At 71.6% G+C, this 17,000-nt stretch carries 19 protein-coding genes; 10 read left to right on the forward strand and 9 right to left on the reverse strand.

All coding sequences use genetic code 11. The features are described from left to right. Positions 1–31: 31 nt before the first annotated feature. From ABT170_RS25425 to ABT170_RS25455, 7 genes are all read right to left on the reverse strand, one after another. The gene (locus ABT170_RS25425; protein ID WP_329946168.1) at positions 32–769 is read right to left on the reverse strand and encodes a D-Ala-D-Ala carboxypeptidase family metallohydrolase; all 738 of its coding nucleotides are present in this window, start codon (positions 767–769) and stop codon (positions 32–34) included. Between the two features lie 204 nt (positions 770–973). Beyond that, a complete protein-coding gene (gene def / locus ABT170_RS25430; protein WP_266923665.1) occupies positions 974–1,612 on the reverse strand; it encodes a peptide deformylase in 639 nt (212 codons plus the stop codon). A 124-nt stretch (positions 1,613–1,736) separates the two neighbouring features. Beyond that, a complete protein-coding gene (locus tag ABT170_RS25435; RefSeq protein WP_329946169.1) occupies positions 1,737–2,729 on the reverse strand; it encodes a tetratricopeptide repeat protein in 993 nt (330 codons plus the stop codon). Between the two features lie 397 nt (positions 2,730–3,126). Then, on the reverse strand, positions 3,127–3,447 hold the full coding sequence (gene rsrA, locus ABT170_RS25440) for a mycothiol system anti-sigma-R factor (RefSeq protein WP_266923662.1): 321 nt from the start codon (positions 3,445–3,447) through the stop codon (positions 3,127–3,129). Then, entirely contained in the window at positions 3,444–4,106 is a 663-nt protein-coding gene (locus ABT170_RS25445; RefSeq protein ID WP_266927784.1) for a sigma-70 family RNA polymerase sigma factor, read from the reverse strand. The genes rsrA and ABT170_RS25445 overlap by 4 nt, the downstream gene beginning before the upstream one ends. 292 nt (positions 4,107–4,398) lie before the next feature. After that, complete coding sequence (locus ABT170_RS25450) at positions 4,399–5,022, reverse strand: alpha/beta hydrolase family protein (RefSeq protein ID WP_351871163.1); 624 nt, start codon at positions 5,020–5,022, stop codon at positions 4,399–4,401. Between the two features lie 123 nt (positions 5,023–5,145). Then, the gene (locus ABT170_RS25455; protein ID WP_266923658.1) at positions 5,146–5,961 is read right to left on the reverse strand and encodes an SOS response-associated peptidase; all 816 of its coding nucleotides are present in this window, start codon (positions 5,959–5,961) and stop codon (positions 5,146–5,148) included. 54 nt (positions 5,962–6,015) lie between these two features. Here ABT170_RS25455 and ABT170_RS25460 point away from each other — a divergent pair, with 54 nt between their 5' ends. The 4 genes from ABT170_RS25460 to ABT170_RS25475 all read left to right on the forward strand — a co-directional run bounded on the left by ABT170_RS25460 (position 6,016) and on the right by ABT170_RS25475 (position 9,649). After that, positions 6,016–6,729, forward strand: a complete 714-nt coding sequence (locus ABT170_RS25460) for a M50 family metallopeptidase (RefSeq protein WP_329946171.1) — start codon at positions 6,016–6,018, stop codon at positions 6,727–6,729. Positions 6,730–6,832: 103 nt separating this feature from the next. After that, positions 6,833–8,173: a 3-phosphoshikimate 1-carboxyvinyltransferase gene (gene aroA / locus ABT170_RS25465; RefSeq protein ID WP_329946172.1), complete on the forward strand. Its 1,341-nt coding sequence runs from the start codon at positions 6,833–6,835 to the stop codon at positions 8,171–8,173. A 4-nt stretch (positions 8,174–8,177) separates the two neighbouring features. Further along, positions 8,178–9,194, forward strand: coding sequence for a ribosome small subunit-dependent GTPase A (gene rsgA, locus ABT170_RS25470; RefSeq protein ID WP_329946173.1), 1,017 nt, complete (start codon positions 8,178–8,180; stop codon positions 9,192–9,194). Positions 9,195–9,325: 131 nt separating this feature from the next. Next, complete coding sequence (locus tag ABT170_RS25475; RefSeq protein WP_266923651.1) at positions 9,326–9,649, forward strand: DMT family transporter; 324 nt, start codon at positions 9,326–9,328, stop codon at positions 9,647–9,649. A gap of 45 nt (positions 9,650–9,694) precedes the next feature. On the opposite strand, the gene ABT170_RS25480 is transcribed toward ABT170_RS25475, so the two are convergent. Further along, positions 9,695–10,243 carry a TetR/AcrR family transcriptional regulator gene (locus tag ABT170_RS25480; RefSeq protein WP_329946174.1) on the reverse strand — a complete coding sequence of 183 codons (549 nt, stop codon included), beginning with the start codon at positions 10,241–10,243 and terminating at the stop codon, positions 9,695–9,697. Between the two features lie 128 nt (positions 10,244–10,371). Between ABT170_RS25480 and hisN the strand changes: the two genes are divergently transcribed. Together hisN and ABT170_RS25490 are read left to right on the forward strand one after the other, a co-directional pair. Then, positions 10,372–11,172, forward strand: coding sequence for a histidinol-phosphatase (gene hisN / locus ABT170_RS25485; protein WP_266923647.1), 801 nt, complete (start codon positions 10,372–10,374; stop codon positions 11,170–11,172). Between the two features lie 199 nt (positions 11,173–11,371). After that, positions 11,372–11,773, forward strand: a complete 402-nt coding sequence (locus ABT170_RS25490; RefSeq protein WP_329946175.1) for a CBS domain-containing protein — start codon at positions 11,372–11,374, stop codon at positions 11,771–11,773. Between the two features lie 73 nt (positions 11,774–11,846). Here the strand turns inward: ABT170_RS25490 and ABT170_RS25495 are convergent, their stop codons facing one another. Beyond that, positions 11,847–13,316, reverse strand: a complete 1,470-nt coding sequence (locus ABT170_RS25495) for a catalase (protein ID WP_329946555.1) — start codon at positions 13,314–13,316, stop codon at positions 11,847–11,849. 151 nt (positions 13,317–13,467) lie between these two features. On the opposite strand from ABT170_RS25495, the gene ABT170_RS25500 reads away from it, so the two are divergent. From ABT170_RS25500 to ABT170_RS25515, 4 genes are all read left to right on the forward strand, one after another. After that, a complete protein-coding gene (locus tag ABT170_RS25500) occupies positions 13,468–13,887 on the forward strand; it encodes a Fur family transcriptional regulator (protein WP_329946176.1) in 420 nt (139 codons plus the stop codon). Positions 13,888–14,162: 275 nt separating this feature from the next. Then, complete coding sequence (locus ABT170_RS25505; protein ID WP_329946556.1) at positions 14,163–14,933, forward strand: ABC transporter ATP-binding protein; 771 nt, start codon at positions 14,163–14,165, stop codon at positions 14,931–14,933. Continuing rightward, the gene (locus tag ABT170_RS25510; RefSeq protein ID WP_329946177.1) at positions 14,930–15,802 is read left to right on the forward strand and encodes an ABC transporter permease; all 873 of its coding nucleotides are present in this window, start codon (positions 14,930–14,932) and stop codon (positions 15,800–15,802) included. Before ABT170_RS25505 ends, ABT170_RS25510 begins: the two co-directional genes overlap by 4 nt. A gap of 56 nt (positions 15,803–15,858) precedes the next feature. Next, positions 15,859–16,995 (forward strand): ABC transporter substrate-binding protein, encoded by a 1,137-nt coding sequence (locus ABT170_RS25515; protein ID WP_351871049.1) that lies wholly within the window; start codon positions 15,859–15,861, stop codon positions 16,993–16,995. The last annotated feature ends 5 nt before the right edge of the window (positions 16,996–17,000 follow it).

A 17,000-nucleotide genomic window follows, 5' to 3' on the forward strand; every position in this document is an offset into this window, starting at 1 on the left:
CGGCGCCCCCGCACAGGAGGGGAGACGGTCCTCAGATGCCGCAGCTGGAGGCGGACCAGTAGTGGCTGGGTCCCTGGTTGACGTGCACGTGGTCACCGTGGCCGGGGTATCCCGGGCCGAGGATCCCGTTGAAGCCGTGGTTGCGGGCCTGCTTGGCGAGGGTGCACAGGGAGTGCGGCCCGGCGCCGAGGTCGGCCGCGTCACCGTACAGATGGCGGCTGTTGGCGGCCCCGCCGACGGCCGCGTTGCACGAGGTGGAGCGGAAACCGCTGGTGACACGGATGGACTGGTCACCGAGGGCGTGCCGCAGGGCCTCCAGCTTCCACATGGTGCTCAGGGCGTTGGCCTTGGCCGTGCCCGCCGCGACCGCGCCCCCGGCCCAGGTGCCGTTGCAGGTGTTGTGCTCGGGGTACGTGAAGTGGATCGGGGTGCAGTCGTTGTCCTGGAGGGCGTAGATCTTGGCCTGGGTGGCCGGGCCCGCGACACCGTCGGCCGCCAGCCCGTACGCCGCCTGGAATCGCTTGACCGCGGCGGTGGTGGCCGGGCCGTACGAGCCGTCGATGGCGAGCACCGAGTTGTAGCCGGGGTAGCCGGCCACCCGGATCTGGAGCTGGACGACGTCGTTGCCGGTGGCGCCGGGCGAGAGCGTGCGGGTCCAGGTGTAACAGCCGTCGGCCTGCGCGGTGCCGGCGGTCACGACCGCCCCGCCCCACGCGAAAGCAATGGTCATGACAAGACCGAGCAGGACGCGCGCGGTGCGTCTGATCATGGGGGGACTCCCTATCACCGTGTGATGTTCAGGCGAGCCTGTCCCAGGAGTCGACGCGCGTCAACTGCCCCTGGAAAAGCGACAGTTACCTGCCACAGGCTCCACCCGGACGAGGGATGGGGTAATGGTCCGGGGCCACCGCCGTCACCGGCGGCGGCCCCGGACCACCCGTGCGCGCCCCGGGGTCACCCGGTCCGGCGGCACTCAGTCGTTCGGGACGACCTCGTAGCGCGGGGTGCCCTCGGCCATCTGCCGCAGCGCGTCCTTGCGGTCGCGCTTGGAGAGCCGGTCGATGTACAGGTAGCCGTACAGGTGGTCCGTCTCGTGCTGGAGGCAGCGCGCGAAGTACCCGTTGCCCCGCACCTTGACCGGGTTGCCCTTGGCGTCCTGGCCGCGCACCACCGCGTAGTCCGGGCGGGCCAGCTCCGCGTACGCCGTCGGCACCGAGAGGCAGCCCTCGTTGGAGTCGTCCAGCACCCGCGCCTCGGGCGGCAGCTCGTCGAGAACGGGGTTGCAGATGACGCCCACGTGCCGCACACCGTCGTCGTCAGGGCAGTCGTAGACGAAGACCTTGCGGTCGACGCCGATCTGGTTGGCGGCCAGGCCCACGCCCTCCGCCGTCCGCTGGCTGGCGAACATGTCGTCGATCAGCTGCGCCAGCTCGTCGCCGAACTCGGTGACGTCCTTGCACTCCTTGTGCAGCACCGGGTTGCCCACGACCGTGATCGGACGGGAGGTGCCGCGCTCGCGGTACGCCGCCTCACGTGCCTCGCAGTCCTCGGTGTCCACGACGAAACCCTCGTCGTCCACGCTGATCTGCTCGTCCGTATCCTGCTGCGCCATGTCCGCCGTACGCCTTCCTGCGAAACCTGAGACCCGATGGCCCGGGAGCCCGGAGGAACCGGGGATCCGGGGGACCGGGAGAACCAGCACCGCGATCGGTGCCCGTACAGCCTACGGGCACCGCTCAGCAGACTTCTTCGAGATCCCGCCATTCCCGGCTGTCCGGGCTGTCCGCGACCCAGCCGTCCAGCAGCCCGCGCACCAGTCCGGCGGGCGCCGCGATACCGCACTCGCGCTCCGGCACCCACAGGTCACCGGCGGTCCGGTGGCCCAGCGGCCCCGGGTGGCCGGGCTCGCTGTGGTCGTGCGGGTCCAGGTGCTCGCCGTCGCCCTCGTCGCTCTCCATCCGGCTCTCCGAACAGGCGCGGCAGAGCAGCCGGACCGAGGACGACCAGTCCTCGGCGGCGAACCCGGCGTCCGAGGCGAGCTGCTCCAGCGCGTCCCGGTCCTCCTCGGTGGCCGCCTCCAGCAGCACCACCCAGGTGGGCACGGGCGACGGCGCCCACAGCTCGATCTCGTCGAAGACCGGGTAGGAGGGCCCGGCCGCGGTGACCCGCTCGCCGTGCGGCACCCCGTCGTGCAGAACGACCTCGCCCCAGCGCCGCCCGGAGGACGGCAGCGGGATCGACAGCACTTCCATCCGGGCCGGATCCAGCCTGCGTCCCCAGACGACCTCGGCCTCGCCCTCGGGCGACAGCCGTACCGCCGCGCTGCCCAGGTCCATCCCGGTCGGCTCGGTGTTCGACGCCGCGTTGTGCTGGCCGCTGCCCGGCACCTTGAGGCCGTACGCCTGCCAGGCCCGCCGCGCCAGCGGCCAGTCCTGGAGCGCGGTGGCCGCGATCCCGACATTCCACCAGTCGGGCGCGCCGGACTCCCGGTCGAGCAGCGCGACGGCCCGCAGGCCCGCCGCTCTGGCCTGCTCCCAGTCGTGCCGGAACTTGTGCAGCAGCGCCAGATTGAACCAGGACTCCGAGAGCCAGGGCTCCAGGTCCGCCGCGCGCGTCAGCAGCGCCCCCGCGTCCTCGTACCGGCCGTCGCCGATCAGCGTGAACGCGCGGTCCGTGGCCTGCCGCCATGATGCGGATGGCCGATGCCGTACCTTCCCGAAGATCCTCACGATTCCCGCCTGTCCCGACTGGACACCCTCTGTTTCCGCTCTGCTTTCGCATCCAACCATGCCCGGCCGGACGCCCGCTCATTACCCATGGGTTACCCAGCCCGGACCGGGGTCAGACCGCCCCGCGCCAGGACTCTCGCCGACGCCCGCACACCTGCGGCCGGTCGCCGTGTCCGGTGCCGGGGCGCAGCCGCTCCAGAGCGCCGGGCGGCCCGCTCACGCCTTCCCCGGCCGGTTCGCCGCGGGCGTCGGCCGTCCTGACGATCCGGGCGCAGCGGCTGTTCCCGGTACCGGCCGGTCCGCTGTTCGACCGCCGCGCGGCGGCGGGAACGGGTGAGGGCGCGCCGCGGTGTCCGCGGCACGCCCTCACCCGTACAGCGGTCGCCCGCTGCCGATGTCACTCCGTGGCGGCCGCCGAGCGGTCCACCGGGCCGACGGCCACATCCTGGTCCGGAACGTCCTGGCCCGCACGGATCAGATCGATCCGGCCCATCACCTTGGAGCGCAGATCGGTCGGGACCTCGTCCTGACCGCAGCAGCGCTTGACCAGTTTCTTCACCGCCTGTTCCAGGCCGTACTTCTCCAGGCACGGGGAGCACTCCTCGAAGTGCACCTCGAACTTGGTGCAGTCGCCCTCGGGCATCTCACGGTCGAGGAACTCGTAGAGATGGTCGAGAACCTCTGAGCAATCCGTCTCGTGCGGCTCTCCGCAGCTCATGAGGCCGAGCCTTTCCGATCGTCCGACTCACCGGCACCGGCGCCGGCCGGGACGAGCCCGCGCTCACGGGCGTAGTCCTCCAGCATGCCGCGCAGTTGGCGGCGGCCGCGGTGCAGCCGGGACATCACCGTACCGATAGGAGTCCCCATGATGTCCGCGATCTCCTTGTACGCAAAGCCTTCTACGTCGGCGAGATACACGGCGATGCGGAACTCTTCGGGAATCGCCTGGAGCGCCGACTTCACATCGGAGTCCGGCAGGTGATCGAGCGCCTGGGACTCGGCCGAACGCAGACCGGTCGACATGTGCGACTCGGCGCGCGCCAGCTGCCAGTCCTCGATCTCCTCGGCGGCACTGCGCTGGGGCTCGCGCTGCTTCTTGCGGTACGAGTTGATGAAGGTGTTCGTAAGAATGCGGTACATCCACGCCTTGAGGTTCGTGCCCTCACGGAACTGGTGGAAGGACCCGTACGCCTTGGCGTACGTCTCCTGGACCAGGTCCTCGGCGTCGGCGGGGTTGCGCGTCATGCGCAGTGCGGCCGAGTACATCTGATCGAGAAATCCGAGGGCGTCCCGCTCGAAACGCGCGTTGCGCTCGGCGGTCGTCTCCTGTGCGCGGCCGTCGTCGGTCCCTGTGTCGGTCCCAGTGACCGGACCCACCTCCTCCAACGATGTGGCGGAGCCGAAACCGGACCCGCTCGCATCGGAGAATAGTCGACCCGGCTTCGCGACGGGCTGTCGATCCGGTCCGCCCGGTGCCCGCTCGGGAGTGGTCCTGGCCGCGTGCAGGACCGTCCACTCCAGATCAGCGGTGTTCGAGCGGCGCGGGCAGATGGTCGAACCCATGCGACGGACTCCCTCTCCACGTACGACGTGCTTGTACCGACGCCTCGAACAACAGCGGCCCCGCATCCGGCATTCCCGGGGCGCGCACGTCGCACGGGCCGCGCGGTCATACGAGTGAGGCGAGCCATCCGGTCACCGCGGAGGTGAGGACACCCATCGCCCCGTCCTCGGTCATGCCGGACCTCTTCGGGACCGCGAAGCCGTGGTCCCCGTGCGGCACCTCGGCCAGTTCGTGGGGGCCGGGCGGGAATTCGCCGGGACGCCCGAACGGATCGTTGCCGCCCTGCACCACCAGGGTGGGGACGCCGGCCCCCAGCAGCTCGTCCGCCCGGGACTTCTCCGGCCTGCCCGGCGGGTGCAGCGGGAAGCTGAGCGCCAGGACGGCGTGGGCGCCCAGCTCCGTCGCCGTCCGGCACGCCACCCGGGCTCCGGCGCTGCGTCCGCCGGCCACGACCGGCAGTCCCGGCCGGGCCAGCGCGGGCCACACCCCGCGCCAGCCGGTGTCCAGGGTCTTCGGGGCGGGCGCCACCTTCTTGCCGGCCACCCGCCAGGGCTGCTCCACCAGGGCGACGGTCACCCCCTGTGCGGGCAGCGCGGCGGCCAGGGCCGTCAGGTCCCGGGCCTCGATCCCGCCGCCCGCGCCATGACCGAGCGCCAGCACCAGACGCGCCTCGGGCGCGGGCAGCCAGGTGATCCGGGCCTCGCCCGCCCCGGTCTCGGCCTTCCGCACACTTCTGCGCGGGCTCTTCCGCGCGCTTTCCCGCGGACTCTTCTGCACGCTCTCGTCACGGCTCACACGGTTCATCCTGCCTCGCGGCGGGCCCCGGTCAGAACAGCGTCGCGGCGGGCCCGGTCAGAACAGCGTCGCGACTTCCGGCGCCGCGAGTTCCTCCAGCAGCTCGGGGCCGTTGTTGCGCACGTTGCTGACCGCCGTGCCCACCGGATAGGCGCGCATCAGCCCGCCGGGCGGCGGGGAGAGCAGCCCCCGCAGCTCCTCGACGTCCGTGCGCGCGGGGTCCAGCCAGGCGTCCCAGCGGTCGGGGGTCAGCATCAGCGGCATCCGGGGGTGGATGTCGGCCAGCGCGGCCGGGCCCTCGGCGGGGGCGACGGCCAGCGGCGTGGTCTCCGCCTCGGTGGTGATCACGGAGCAGGTCACCCACCAGGCCATCGGATGGTCGTCGGGCAGGGTCCGGTCGCGCCAGAACTCGTACAGCCCCGCCATCGCGAAGACCGAACCGTCGGCGGGCGTCACGAAGTACGGCTGCTTGCGCGGCCTCTTCTTCTTCCCGCTCTCCTCCAGCTGCCGCTCCTCGGAGCCGGTGACCCACTCGTAATAGCCGTCCGCGGGCAGGATGCAGCGGCGCTGCACGAAGGGGCGCCGGAAGGACGGCTTCTCGTGCACGGTCTCCGCGCGGGCGTTGATCATGCGGGCGCCGCCCTCCGGCGACTTCGCCCAGGACGGCACGAGTCCCCACTTCAGGGCACGCAGCTGGCGAACCGGACGTTGATCGTCTGCGTCCTTCACAGGACGCTCCAGTACCGCGTAGACCTCTTTGGTCGGTGCCACGTTCCAGTCGGGCTCAAGGGTCTCGGTGGGTTCCCACTTCTCGACCTCGAAGAGTCCGGTCAGGTCCTCGGGCCGCCGACTCGCTGCATACCGTCCGCACATAACTGCCAGACTGCCACGACCGCCCGCCACGACCGCAAGGGAGCCGCCCGGCCAATGAACGCGACAGAACTGGGCGATCTGTGGGATCGCGTCTTCGGCACCCAGCCCGCGCCCGCGCAGTGGCTGGTGGTCGTCACGGCCACCGCCGCGCTCGTCGCCGTCGTGCCGAACCTCATATGGAGGCTCTCGCGCAACGCGATCACGATCGCGCACGAGGGCGGCCACGGACTGGTGGCCCTGCTCACCGGACGGCAGCTGTCCGGCATACGGCTGCACTCGGACACCAGCGGGCTGACCGTGAGCCGCGGCAGACCGACCGGCATCGGCATGATCCTCACCGCGGCGGCCGGGTACACCGCGCCGTCGCTGCTGGGCCTGGGCGGCGCCTGGCTGCTGGCCGACGGCAGGATCACGCTGCTGCTGTGGCTGGCCACCGCGCTGCTCGCCGCGATGCTCGTGATGATCCGCAATGTGTACGGGGCCCTGACCGTGATCCTCACGGGCACGGTCTTCCTGCTGGTGTCGTGGCTGACCTCGGCCGCCGTGCAGTCGGCGTTCGCGTACGCGGCGGTGTGGTTCCTGCTGCTGGGCGGCGTGCGCCCGCCCTTCGAGCTCCAGTCCAAGCGGCGGCACGGCGGTGCGCCGGACTCCGACGCGGACCAGCTGGCACGGCTCACCGACGTCCCGGCGGCCCTGTGGCTGTTCTTCTTCCACGCGGTGTCGCTCTGCTCGCTGATCGGCGGCGGGCGCTGGCTCCTGGGACTGTGACGGCCCTGCCCCGCCCAGGGCCCCTACCACGCCTGGATTACGCCCCGGTTTCCACCATTTTGATCGGGATCCGGGTTTGCGGTGAGCCACTAAAGTGAGGGCCATGACCGAAAGTTCCGTGCACCCCGCCCTCTGGCCCGCCCCCCACGCGAGCGGAGCCGTCGACGCGACCGTCACCGTGCCCGGATCGAAATCGGTCACCAACCGGGCACTCGTTCTCGCCTCCCTCGCCGCCGAGCCGGGCTGGCTGCGCCGCCCGCTGCGCTCCCGCGACACCCTGCTGATGGCTCAGGCGCTGCGCGCGATGGGCGTCGGCATCGAGGAGATGGTGTCCTCCAGCTCCGCCGTCCAGGGCGGCCCGGACGCCACCGGCGAGGCCTGGCGGATCATCCCCGCCGGACTCCACGGCCCGGCCACGATCGATGTCGGCAACGCCGGCACGGTCATGCGCTTCCTGCCGCCGGTGGCCACCCTCGCGGACGGCCCGGTCCACTTCGACGGCGACCCCCGCTCCTACGAGCGCCCCCTGAACGGCGTGATCGACGCCCTGCGTGCCCTGGGCGCCCGGATCGACGACGGCGGACGCGGCGCGCTCCCCCTGACCGTGCACGGCGGCGGCGCCCTGGACGGCGGTCCGGTGGCCATCGACGCCTCCTCGTCCTCCCAGTTCGTCTCGGCGCTGCTGCTGTCGGGGCCCCGGTTCAACCAGGGCGTGGAGGTACGGCACACGGGTTCCGCCCTCCCCTCGATGCCGCACATCCGGATGACCGTCGACATGCTGCGTGCCGTCGGCGCCCAGGTGGACGAGCCGGAGACGGGCGGCGAGCCGAACGTCTGGCGGGTCTCCCCCTCGGCGCTGCTCGGCCGCGATCTGACCATCGAACCGGATCTGTCCAACGCCCAGCCGTTCCTGGCCGCCGCGCTGGTCACCGGGGGCCGGGTCACCGTCCCCGACTGGCCGGAGCGCACCACGCAGCCCGGCGACGCGCTGCGCGAGATCTTCACCGCGATGGGCGGCAGCTGCGAGCTCACCGAGCGCGGCCTCACCTTCACCGGCTCCGGACGCGTCCACGGCATCGACGTGGACCTGAGCGAGGTCGGCGAGCTGACCCCGGGCATCGCGGCCGTCGCCGCCCTGGCCGACTCCCCCTCCACGCTCCGCGGTGTCGCGCATCTGCGGCTGCACGAGACGGACCGGCTGGCCGCGCTGACCAAGGAGATCAACGGGCTCGGCGGCGATGTCACGGAGACCGCCGACGGCCTCCGCATCCGGCCGCGCCCGCTGCACGGGGGCGTCTTCCATACGTACGACGACCACCGGATGGCCACCGCCGGGTCGGTCATCGGCCTCGCCGTCCCCGGAGTGGAGATCGAGAACGTGAGCACGACCGCCAAGACCCTGCCGGACTTCCCGGACATGTGGACCGGAATGCTCGGGGTCTGAGGACATGCGCCGCTACGGCAAGAACCCCGACGAGGACGACATCCGCGTCCGCCCCAACCGCAAGGGCAACCGGCCCCGTACGCACACCCGCCCCAAGCACGAGGACGCCCAGGACGGCATGGTCCTCACCGTCGACCGGGGCAGGCTCACCTGCCTCGTCGACGGCCGTACGGTGATGGCGATGAAGGCCCGCGAGCTGGGCCGCAAGGCCGCCGTGGTGGGCGACACCGTCTCCATCGTGGGCGACCTGTCCGGCGACAAGGACACCCTCGCCCGCATCGTCCGGATCGGTGAGCGCCGCTCGGTGCTGCGCCGGACGGCGGACGACGACGACCCGTACGAGCGGGTGGTCGTCGCCAATGCCGACCAGCTGGCGATCGTCACCGCGCTCGCCGACCCGGAACCGCGCCCGCGCATGATCGACCGCTGTCTGGTGGCGGCGTACGACGGCGGGCTCACCCCGCTCCTGGTGCTCACCAAGTCCGACCTGGCCTCCGCGGACAAGCTGCTGGAGACGTACACGCCGCTCGGGGTCCCTTACATCGTCACCAGCCGCGAGGAGCTGGAGAACGGCGACGCGGCCGACCGGGTGCGCGAGCAGCTGAACGACCGGATCACGGCGTTCGTCGGGCACTCCGGCGTCGGGAAGACCACGCTGGTCAACGCCCTGGTCCCGAAGGACCGGCGGCGTACGACCGGTGTCGTCAACGCGGTCACCGGCCGCGGCCGGCACACCACCACCTCCGCGCTCGCGCTGCCGCTCCCGGGCAACCGGGGCTGGGTGGTCGACACCCCCGGGGTGCGCTCCTTCGGGCTGCACCACGTGGACCCCTCACGCGTCATCCACGCCTTCCCCGACCTGGAGCCCGGTACCGAGAACTGCCCGCGCGGCTGCACCCACGACGAGAACCAGCCGGAATGCGCGCTGGACGCCTGGGTCGCCGAGGGACACGCCGATCCCGCGCGGCTGTACTCGCTGCGCAGGCTGCTCGCCACACGTGAGCGGCGCGAGGGCGACTGAGCCCGCCCCCGTCACACGCCCGGCGACTCGCGCACGTTTGCGAGTTCCCGGGACTGGTAAGGGCTAATCGCACCGAGCCGGACATCGCGACGGGCTGGACGAAGGCGTCACCTACACGGAGGCAACTGACGATGGCATGGCTGCTGGTCGTGGTCGCGGGACTGCTGGAGACCGGCTTCGCCGTGTGTCTGAAGCTGAGCCACGGATTCAGCCGGCTCTGGCCGACGGTCGCGTTCTGCGTGTTCGCGCTCGGCAGCTTCGGGCTGCTGACACTGTCGCTGAAGAAGCTCGACGTCGGCCCCGCCTACGCGGTGTGGACCGGAATCGGCGCGGCCGGTACGGCGATCTACGGGATGGTCTTCCTCGACGACGTGGTCTCGACCCTGAAGCTGGTCTCGATCTCGCTGGTGATCGTCGGTGTGATCGGCCTCCAGCTGTCCGGCTCCTCCCACTGAACCCGGGCCCGCGCACCCGGGCCGCGGACCCCGGTGTCCGGGCCGTCAGCAGGCCTCCCGCGGCGCCGCCTCCGTGATCAGCGGTGCCGCGCAGCCCTCCGCGGGCACCATCACGTAGGACAGCGCGAGCCGCAGCACGGTCTCGCAGCGCACGGCCAGCTCGGCGGCGGCCTCCGGCGGCTGCCCGCCCGCCAGCGCGGTCACGGCACGGTCCCGGGCCAGGCCGAGCAGTTCGGCGGGGGTCGGGGACGCCGCGGACCGGGGCAGGCGTTCCCCCCAGAAGCCCGTGAGCAGCGCCTTGACCAGGGCGTTGGTCCGGGCCTCCCGGACCGTCCAGAGCGCGACGGCAGCGGGCCCCCGGCCCGTACCCGCGTCCGCGCGCAGCGCCCGGTCCACCCCGGCGAGATAGCCGTCGGCCGCCTCCCCGAGCAGGGCGCGGGCCAGACCGTCCTTGCCGCCGAACTCGTTGTAGAGGCTCTGCCGCGACACTCCGGCCAGGGCGGCGACGTCAACCATGCGCACCGTCCGCCAGGGCTGTTCGTCCAGGGCCGCCAGAGCGGCGTTCAGCAGGGCTTCTCGCGCTGACGGCACCATCGCCTCCCACGCCCGGGGACCTGCGGTTCAGAGTTGACGCGCCGCACGGGACTGTCAAGGGCCCGCGCACCGGGCCGCCGGCCAGGGGCCATGTAGCCCCGCCGGGTGCCGGTGGATACTGTGACGACATGCCCGATTACCACGATGATCTGCGCCTCGCCCATGTACTGGCGGACGCCGCCGACGCGGCGACGATGGACCGGTTCAAGGCCCTCGATCTGAAGGTCGAGACCAAGCCGGACATGACGCCGGTGAGCGAGGCCGACAAGGCGGCCGAGGAACTGATCCGCGGCCATCTCCACCGGGCCCGCCCGCGCGACGCGATCCTGGGCGAGGAGTACGGGATCGAGGGCACCGGCCCCCGCCGCTGGGTGATCGATCCGATCGACGGCACCAAGAACTACGTCCGCGGGGTGCCCGTGTGGGCGACGCTGATCTCGCTGATGGAGGCGGGCGAGGACGGTTTCCAGCCGGTGGTCGGCGTGGTGTCGGCGCCCGCCCTGAGCCGGCGCTGGTGGGCGGCGAAGGGCGCGGGCGCGTTCTCCGGCCGCAGCCTCACCTCGGCGACCCGGCTGCGGGTGTCGAAGGTGGAGCGGATCGCGGACGCCTCGCTGGGGTACGCCTCACTGAGCGGCTGGGAGGAGCAGGGCCGCCTCGACGGCTTCCTGGACCTGACCCGGGCCTGCTGGCGGACGCGTGGGTACGGGGACTTCTGGCCGTACATGATGGTCGCCGAGGGTTCGGTGGACATCGCCGCCGAGCCGGAGCTGTCCCTGTGGGACATGGCGGCGAACGCGATCATCGTCCAGGAGGCGGGCGGGCGGTTCACCAGCCTGGACGGCGTCTCCGGTCCGGGCGGCGGCAACGCGGCCGCTTCGAACGGTCTGCTCCACCACGAGCTGCTCGGCTATCTCAACCAGCGCTACTGAACACACCGTCCCCGCGGCACCGCCGGGGCGCACGGGACACGTGGGGCGGGCCTTTGCCCGCCCCACAGCCTTTCTTCACCCACCCCTTGTTGACGCACCCCAAGGGTGCGACTCTGAGAGTCCCCCCACTTGTGAACTTGTGAATCGGCTCACAGGACCGGCTCCCCCGGGCCGGCTCACCAAGGAGGTGGCTCCCTTCATGCTCGTCCGCGACGCCATGAGCACGATGGTCCTGACCATCGGCCCCGCCCATACGCTCCGCCAGGCGGCCCGGCTGATGTCCGCCCGCCGCGTCGGAGCGGCCGTCGTCCACGACCCGGACACCAGCGGGTTCGGGATCATCACCGAGCGCGACATCCTCGACGCGATCGCCTCGGGACAGAGCCCCGACGTGGAGACCGCCTCCGCCCACACCACCACCGACGTGGTGTTCGCCGCCCCGACCTGGACCCTGGAGGAGGCCGCGGAAGCCATGACCCACGGCGGGTTCCGCCATCTCATCGTGCTGGACGACGCCGGTCCGGTGGGCGTCGTCTCGGTGCGCGACATCATCCGGTGCTGGGCCCCGGTCAGGCGCCGCACCGTCGGTCTGGCGAGCTGACCCCGGCCTCCCGGGAACGGCCGGTGGGCCGGAGCCCCCGAGGGGAATCCGGCCCACCGTCCACGACCTGCCCTCAGCCGCGCAGGGCCTGGACCGCGGCTTCGAGCCGCTTGCCGAAGTCGCCGTCCGCCTGACGGAAGTTGTTGATCGCGCGCTCGGCGATGTCGTCGCGCGAGACCTTGGCGATGAACCCGGCCAGGTTGTCGATCAGCCGGGCCTTCTCGTCCTCGGAGTACAGCCGGTACAGATTGCCGGCCTGCACGAAGTCGTTGTCCTCCGCGTGGCTCGGCGCCACGTGGTTGCCGGTGGGGCCGGTGACCGCGGCGGGCTGCCACAGCGGCCGGTCGGTCTGGTCGGGGCCGCCGAAGCTGTTCGGCTCGTAGTTCTTCGCGCCCTTGTGCCGGCCGTCGTACAGGTAGCCGTCACGGCTGTGGGTGCGCGCCTCGGTGGCGTGCGGCCGGTTCACCGGCAGGTGGTCGGCGTTGATGCCGACGCGGTAGCGGTGGGCGTCGCCGTAGGCGAACAGGCGGCCCTGGAGCATCTTGTCCGGGGACGGCCCGATGCCCGGCACGAAGTGCGCGGGGCTGAAGATCGACTGCTCGGTCTCCGCGAAGACGTTCTCCGGGTTGCGGTTGAGCTCCAGCTTCCCGATCTCGATCGGCGGGTAGTCCGCGTGCGGCCACACCTTGGTGAGGTCGAACGGGTTGAAGCGGTACGTGGCCGCCTCGGCGGCGGGCATGACCTGGATCTGCACGGTCCAGGTCGGGAACTCGCCGCGCTCGATCGACTCGCGCAGATCGCGCTGGTGACTGTCCGGGTCCTCACCGGCGAGCTTGTTGGCCTCGTCCTGGGTGAGGTTCTTGATGCCCTGGTCGGTCTTGAAGTGGTACTTGACCCAGAAGACCTCGCCGGCCTCGTTGTTCCACTGGTACGTGTGCGAGCCGTACCCGTTCATGTGGCGCAGGGTGGCCGGGATGCCGCGGTCACCGAAGAGCCAGGTCACCTGGTGCGTCGACTCGGGCGACAGACCCCAGAAGTCCCAGACGTTGTCCGCCTCCTGCGAACCGGTGTACGGGTCGCGCTTCTGGGTGTGGATGAAGTCGGGGAACTTGATGGCGTCCTTGATGAAGAACACCGGGGTGTTGTTGCCGACGAGGTCGTAGTTTCCCTCTTCGGTGTAGAACTTCAGCGCGAAACCGCGCGGGTCGCGCACGGCGTCGGCGGAGCCGAGGTTGCCCGCGACGGTCGAGAAGCGCAGGAACGTCTCGGTCTGCTTGCCGACCTCGGAGAGGAACTTCGCCCGCGTCCACTGCGAGACGTCCCGGGTCAGCGTGAACGTGCCGTAGGCACCGGCGCCGCGGGCGTGCACGATGCGCTCCGGGATGCGCTCCCGGTTGAAGTGGGCGAGCTTCTCCAGCAGTGCCTGGTCCTGGACGAGAACCGGTCCGCCGGCGCCAGCGGTCTCGCTGTTCTGGTTGTCGGCCAGCGGCGCGCCGGCCTCCGTGGTGAGCGGTCCCTGCGTCACGTGCGCCTCCTGCGTCATGTACTGCACATTCGTCATCTGTCGATGTCCCGCACAGCCTGTCCCTTGGCCTATGCCGAACTCGATCCTACGATGGACTTTGTCTAAGTCAAGCGAACATCCAAAGTCACATCCATTCGGGACTCGGTCCCCTCACTGTTAGGCTGGGCCCATGAGTGACCTGCTGGAACGACTCCGAGGACGCGGCTGGCGCATGACGGCGCAGCGGCGTGTCGTGGCCGAGGTCCTCGACGGGGACCACGTGCACCTGACGGCGGACGAGGTGCACGCGAGGGCCGTCGACCGGCTTCCCGAGATCTCCCGGGCGACCGTGTACAACACCCTGGGCGAGATGGTGTCCCTGGGCGAGGTCATGGAGGTCTCCACCGACCGCCGGGCCAAGCGCTACGACCCGAACGCCCACCGCCCCCACCACCACCTGGTCTGCGCGCGGTGCGGCACCATCCGCGATGTGCACCCCTCGGGCAACCCACTGGCGGAGCTGCCGGCCGACGAGCGGTTCGGCTTCACGGTCTCCGGCGTCGAGGTGACGTACCGCGGCATCTGCCCGAGCTGCGCCGCCACGGCCTGACCCGCGCCACCCACCCCCATCCCCACCTGCACCCGACGCTCCGCGCGCCGGGGCTTTCGCGCGCCCCCTTCCCGAATCTGACGGGTCGTCATATCGTCTGCGGCGATCACCTCCGCAGGTGACGAGCGCGTAAATCACGCCACCCGCGCCTGTCATCCGCGGCGGATCCGCACCTCGAACGACGCGAGGAGAGACCCGTGGGAGCTGCGCACCCGACCCCACCCCCGCCCGGAACACCCGCCTCCGACACCGCCCCCGGCTCCGGCTCCGGCCCCGTGCCGCCCAAGCTCCGCGCCCGCGGGCTCGCCCGCTCCTTCGGACGGGGCACCGGACTGCTGCCCGCCCTCGGACCGGTCGACATCGAGATCGCGCCGGGCGAGTTCACCTGCCTCGTCGGTCCGTCCGGCTGCGGCAAATCCACCCTGTTGCGGATAGCCGCCGGACTGCTGCGCCCGAGCGCGGGCGAACTGGAGATCCGTACGGCTTCGCCCCGTCCGGCGGCGATGATCTTCCAGGACTACGGGATCTACGACTGGAAGACGGTCCTCGCCAACGTCCGTTTCGGCCTCGACATCCAGCGCGTGCCCCGTAAGGAGGCCGATGCCAGAGCCCGGGACTGGCTGGCCCGGATGGGCCTCTCCGAGTTCGCCGGCGCGTACCCCTCGGCGCTCTCCGGCGGGATGCGGCAGCGGGTGGCCATCGCGCGGGCGCTCGCCGTGGAGCCCGAGATGCTGCTGATGGACGAGCCCTTCGCCGCGCTCGACGCCCAGTTGCGCACGATCCTCCAGGACGAACTGCTGGAGCTCACCCAGAACACGCGTACCACCGTGCTCTTCATCACCCACAGCCTCGAAGAGGCCATCCTGCTCGGCGACCGGGTGCTGGTGATGTCCGCCAGGCCGGGCAGGATCATCGCCGAGCACCGCCCGCCGTTCGGCCGCCCCCGCACCGGGGACATCCGGGCGACCACCGAATTCGCCGCGCTGAAGGCCGACCTGTGGGACGTGCTGCGCGGCGAGGTGCGCAGGGAGGCGGTCGGGGCATGAGCACCTCGGTGAAGCATCCGCCGCCCGCCGGCGACGACGTCCTGGTCCGTCGGCCCGGACCGTCCGAGCTGCGCCCGGCCCGTACCCACCGCAGGCGCCGCACCCTGGAGCTGACGCTCGCCGTCGCCGTACCGCTGGCGCTCGTCCTCCTGTGGCAGCTGGCGGCCGAGCGGTCCTGGATCGACGCACGCGTGTACCCGGCGCCCTCCACCATCGCCGCCGACGGCTGGGACCGGGCAGCCGCCGGGGAGCTGTGGCCCGATGTGCGGGCCACGCTCCAACGGGTCCTCGGCGGCTATGCGATCGGGACGGCCGCCGGATACGCGCTGGGGCTGCTGATGGGCTCGCTCGCCCTCGTACGGGCGGCACTGGAGCCGCTGCTGGACGCCCTGTACGTCGTACCGAAGCTCGCGCTCCTGCCGGTCTTCCTCAATATGTTCGGCCTCGGCGAGGGGCCGCAGATCGCGCTCGTCGCCGCGACGGTCTTCTTCTTCGTCTGGATCTCGACCATGGCGGCCGTGCTCGCCGTCCCGGCCGGTCACCGGGATGCCGGCCGGGTCTTCGGTGCCTCGTCCTGGCAGATGTTCCGGCATGTGCTGCTGCCCGCCTCGCTGCCCGCCGTCCTCGTGGGCGCGCGCATCGCGGCGGGGGTCGCGGTGCTGGTCATCGTCGCGTCCGAGCAGATCGCGGCGGCCGACGGGCTCGGCCATCTGATCTTCGACTCCAGGGCGCTGTTCCAGAACGACGTGATGTTCGTCGGGATCGTCTGTGTGGCGGTGCTCGGGGTCGTGTTCTCCGAACTGGTCCGGATCGCCGGCCGGCTGCTCACTCCGTGGGCGCCGCGCGACCGCGGCCGGGGCCAGTCGTGAACCCGCGCCCCTTCCCCGCCCGTACCCCCCGCACTCCCACTCGTACGGAGGCACCGTTGCGTATCCGGACCACCTGCACCGCCGTGCTCCTCGCGGCATCCCTGCTCACCGCGACGGCCTGCGCGAAGGGCGGCACCGCGCGGGACGACGCCCCCGGGTCCCCGCGCACCATCACCCCCGTCGCCGGGTGCGGCCCGGCCGCCCGGAGCGACCCGGCCGATCTCGCGCCGGACCGTGAACCGGCCCGCTGCGACAGGGGCGCACCGGCCCCGAAGCCGCTGGGGAGGAAGCGGACGATCACCGTCGCGACCGGGACACTGAGCGCGGAGTACGTCGCTCCGCTCCAGGTCGCGGTGGCCGAGGGCGAGTTCGCCAAGGAGGGACTGGATGTCCGGCTGAAGGTGCTGCCGACCCCCGACGCGCTGCCGCTGCTGGCCAGAGGCGATGTGGACGCCCAGTGGGCGGCCCCCGAGGCGGCCGTGATGAACGGCATCAACGGCGGCTTCGCGATCAAGTGGGTGGCCGGGAACTTCTCCCCCGCCGCCACCTCGAAGAGCGGCCTGTGGGTCCGGCTCAAGGACGGCGAGAGCGCCGAGCGGGTCGACATGGCGGGCCGGCGGCTCGGCACCATGATCGGCAAGGGTTCGGTGATCATGTACCCGATGGACACCTCGCTGAGGAAGCACGGCGGCGCACTGGACGACATCGGCTTCCAGCAGCTCGGATCCGCCGATGTGCTCACCGCCCTGCGGAACGGGGGCGTGGATTCGGCCTGGCTGCTGGACCCCGTCTGGCGCAAGGTCGACGGCGACGGGAAGTACGCGTTCCTGGGCGGTCAGCCGCTCGGTGAGCCCCTGGGCGGTCTGCTCTTCGGCCCGACCCTGCTGAATGAGGACCCCGACGCGGGTGTCGCCTTCCTGCGCGCCTACATCAGGACCGTGAACACCTACTTCGCCGGGGACTACAAGGCGGATCCCGCCTTCGTCTCCACTCTGGCGAAGCTGCTGAAGACCGACGGGTCCGTCCTGCGCTCGACGCCCTCGATGCGGATGGACTGGGAGATCCGCGAGGGCACGACGGACCGGCTTCAGAAGGCCTACGGGGACGCGGGGGTTCTGGACGGCCCTCCGGTGCCGGAGGACCGGGCCGTGGACCGCGCGATGTACGGGGAGGCCGTCGGTCACCGGAGCTGAGGCCG

The sequence above is a fragment of the Streptomyces sp. NPDC001787 genome (assembly GCF_040297465.1).
Taxonomy (GTDB): domain Bacteria; phylum Actinomycetota; class Actinomycetes; order Streptomycetales; family Streptomycetaceae; genus Streptomyces.

Coding starts and splice junctions, on each gene's coding strand:
- ABT170_RS25495 (WP_329946555.1), bottom strand. CDS start 13,316: ATGACGCAGGAGGCGCACGTGACGCAGGGACCGCTCACCACGGAGGCC.
- hisN (WP_266923647.1), top strand. CDS start 10,372: ATGCCCGATTACCACGATGATCTGCGCCTCGCCCATGTACTGGCGGAC.
- ABT170_RS25510 (WP_329946177.1), top strand. CDS start 14,930: ATGAGCACCTCGGTGAAGCATCCGCCGCCCGCCGGCGACGACGTCCTG.
- ABT170_RS25475 (WP_266923651.1), top strand. CDS start 9,326: ATGGCATGGCTGCTGGTCGTGGTCGCGGGACTGCTGGAGACCGGCTTC.
- ABT170_RS25490 (WP_329946175.1), top strand. CDS start 11,372: ATGCTCGTCCGCGACGCCATGAGCACGATGGTCCTGACCATCGGCCCC.
- rsgA (WP_329946173.1), top strand. CDS start 8,178: ATGCGCCGCTACGGCAAGAACCCCGACGAGGACGACATCCGCGTCCGC.
- ABT170_RS25500 (WP_329946176.1), top strand. CDS start 13,468: ATGAGTGACCTGCTGGAACGACTCCGAGGACGCGGCTGGCGCATGACG.
- ABT170_RS25460 (WP_329946171.1), top strand. CDS start 6,016: ATGAACGCGACAGAACTGGGCGATCTGTGGGATCGCGTCTTCGGCACC.
- ABT170_RS25480 (WP_329946174.1), bottom strand. CDS start 10,243: ATGGTGCCGTCAGCGCGAGAAGCCCTGCTGAACGCCGCTCTGGCGGCC.
- def (WP_266923665.1), bottom strand. CDS start 1,612: ATGGCGCAGCAGGATACGGACGAGCAGATCAGCGTGGACGACGAGGGT.
- rsrA (WP_266923662.1), bottom strand. CDS start 3,447: ATGAGCTGCGGAGAGCCGCACGAGACGGATTGCTCAGAGGTTCTCGAC.
- aroA (WP_329946172.1), top strand. CDS start 6,833: ATGACCGAAAGTTCCGTGCACCCCGCCCTCTGGCCCGCCCCCCACGCG.
- ABT170_RS25455 (WP_266923658.1), bottom strand. CDS start 5,961: ATGTGCGGACGGTATGCAGCGAGTCGGCGGCCCGAGGACCTGACCGGA.
- ABT170_RS25425 (WP_329946168.1), bottom strand. CDS start 769: ATGATCAGACGCACCGCGCGCGTCCTGCTCGGTCTTGTCATGACCATT.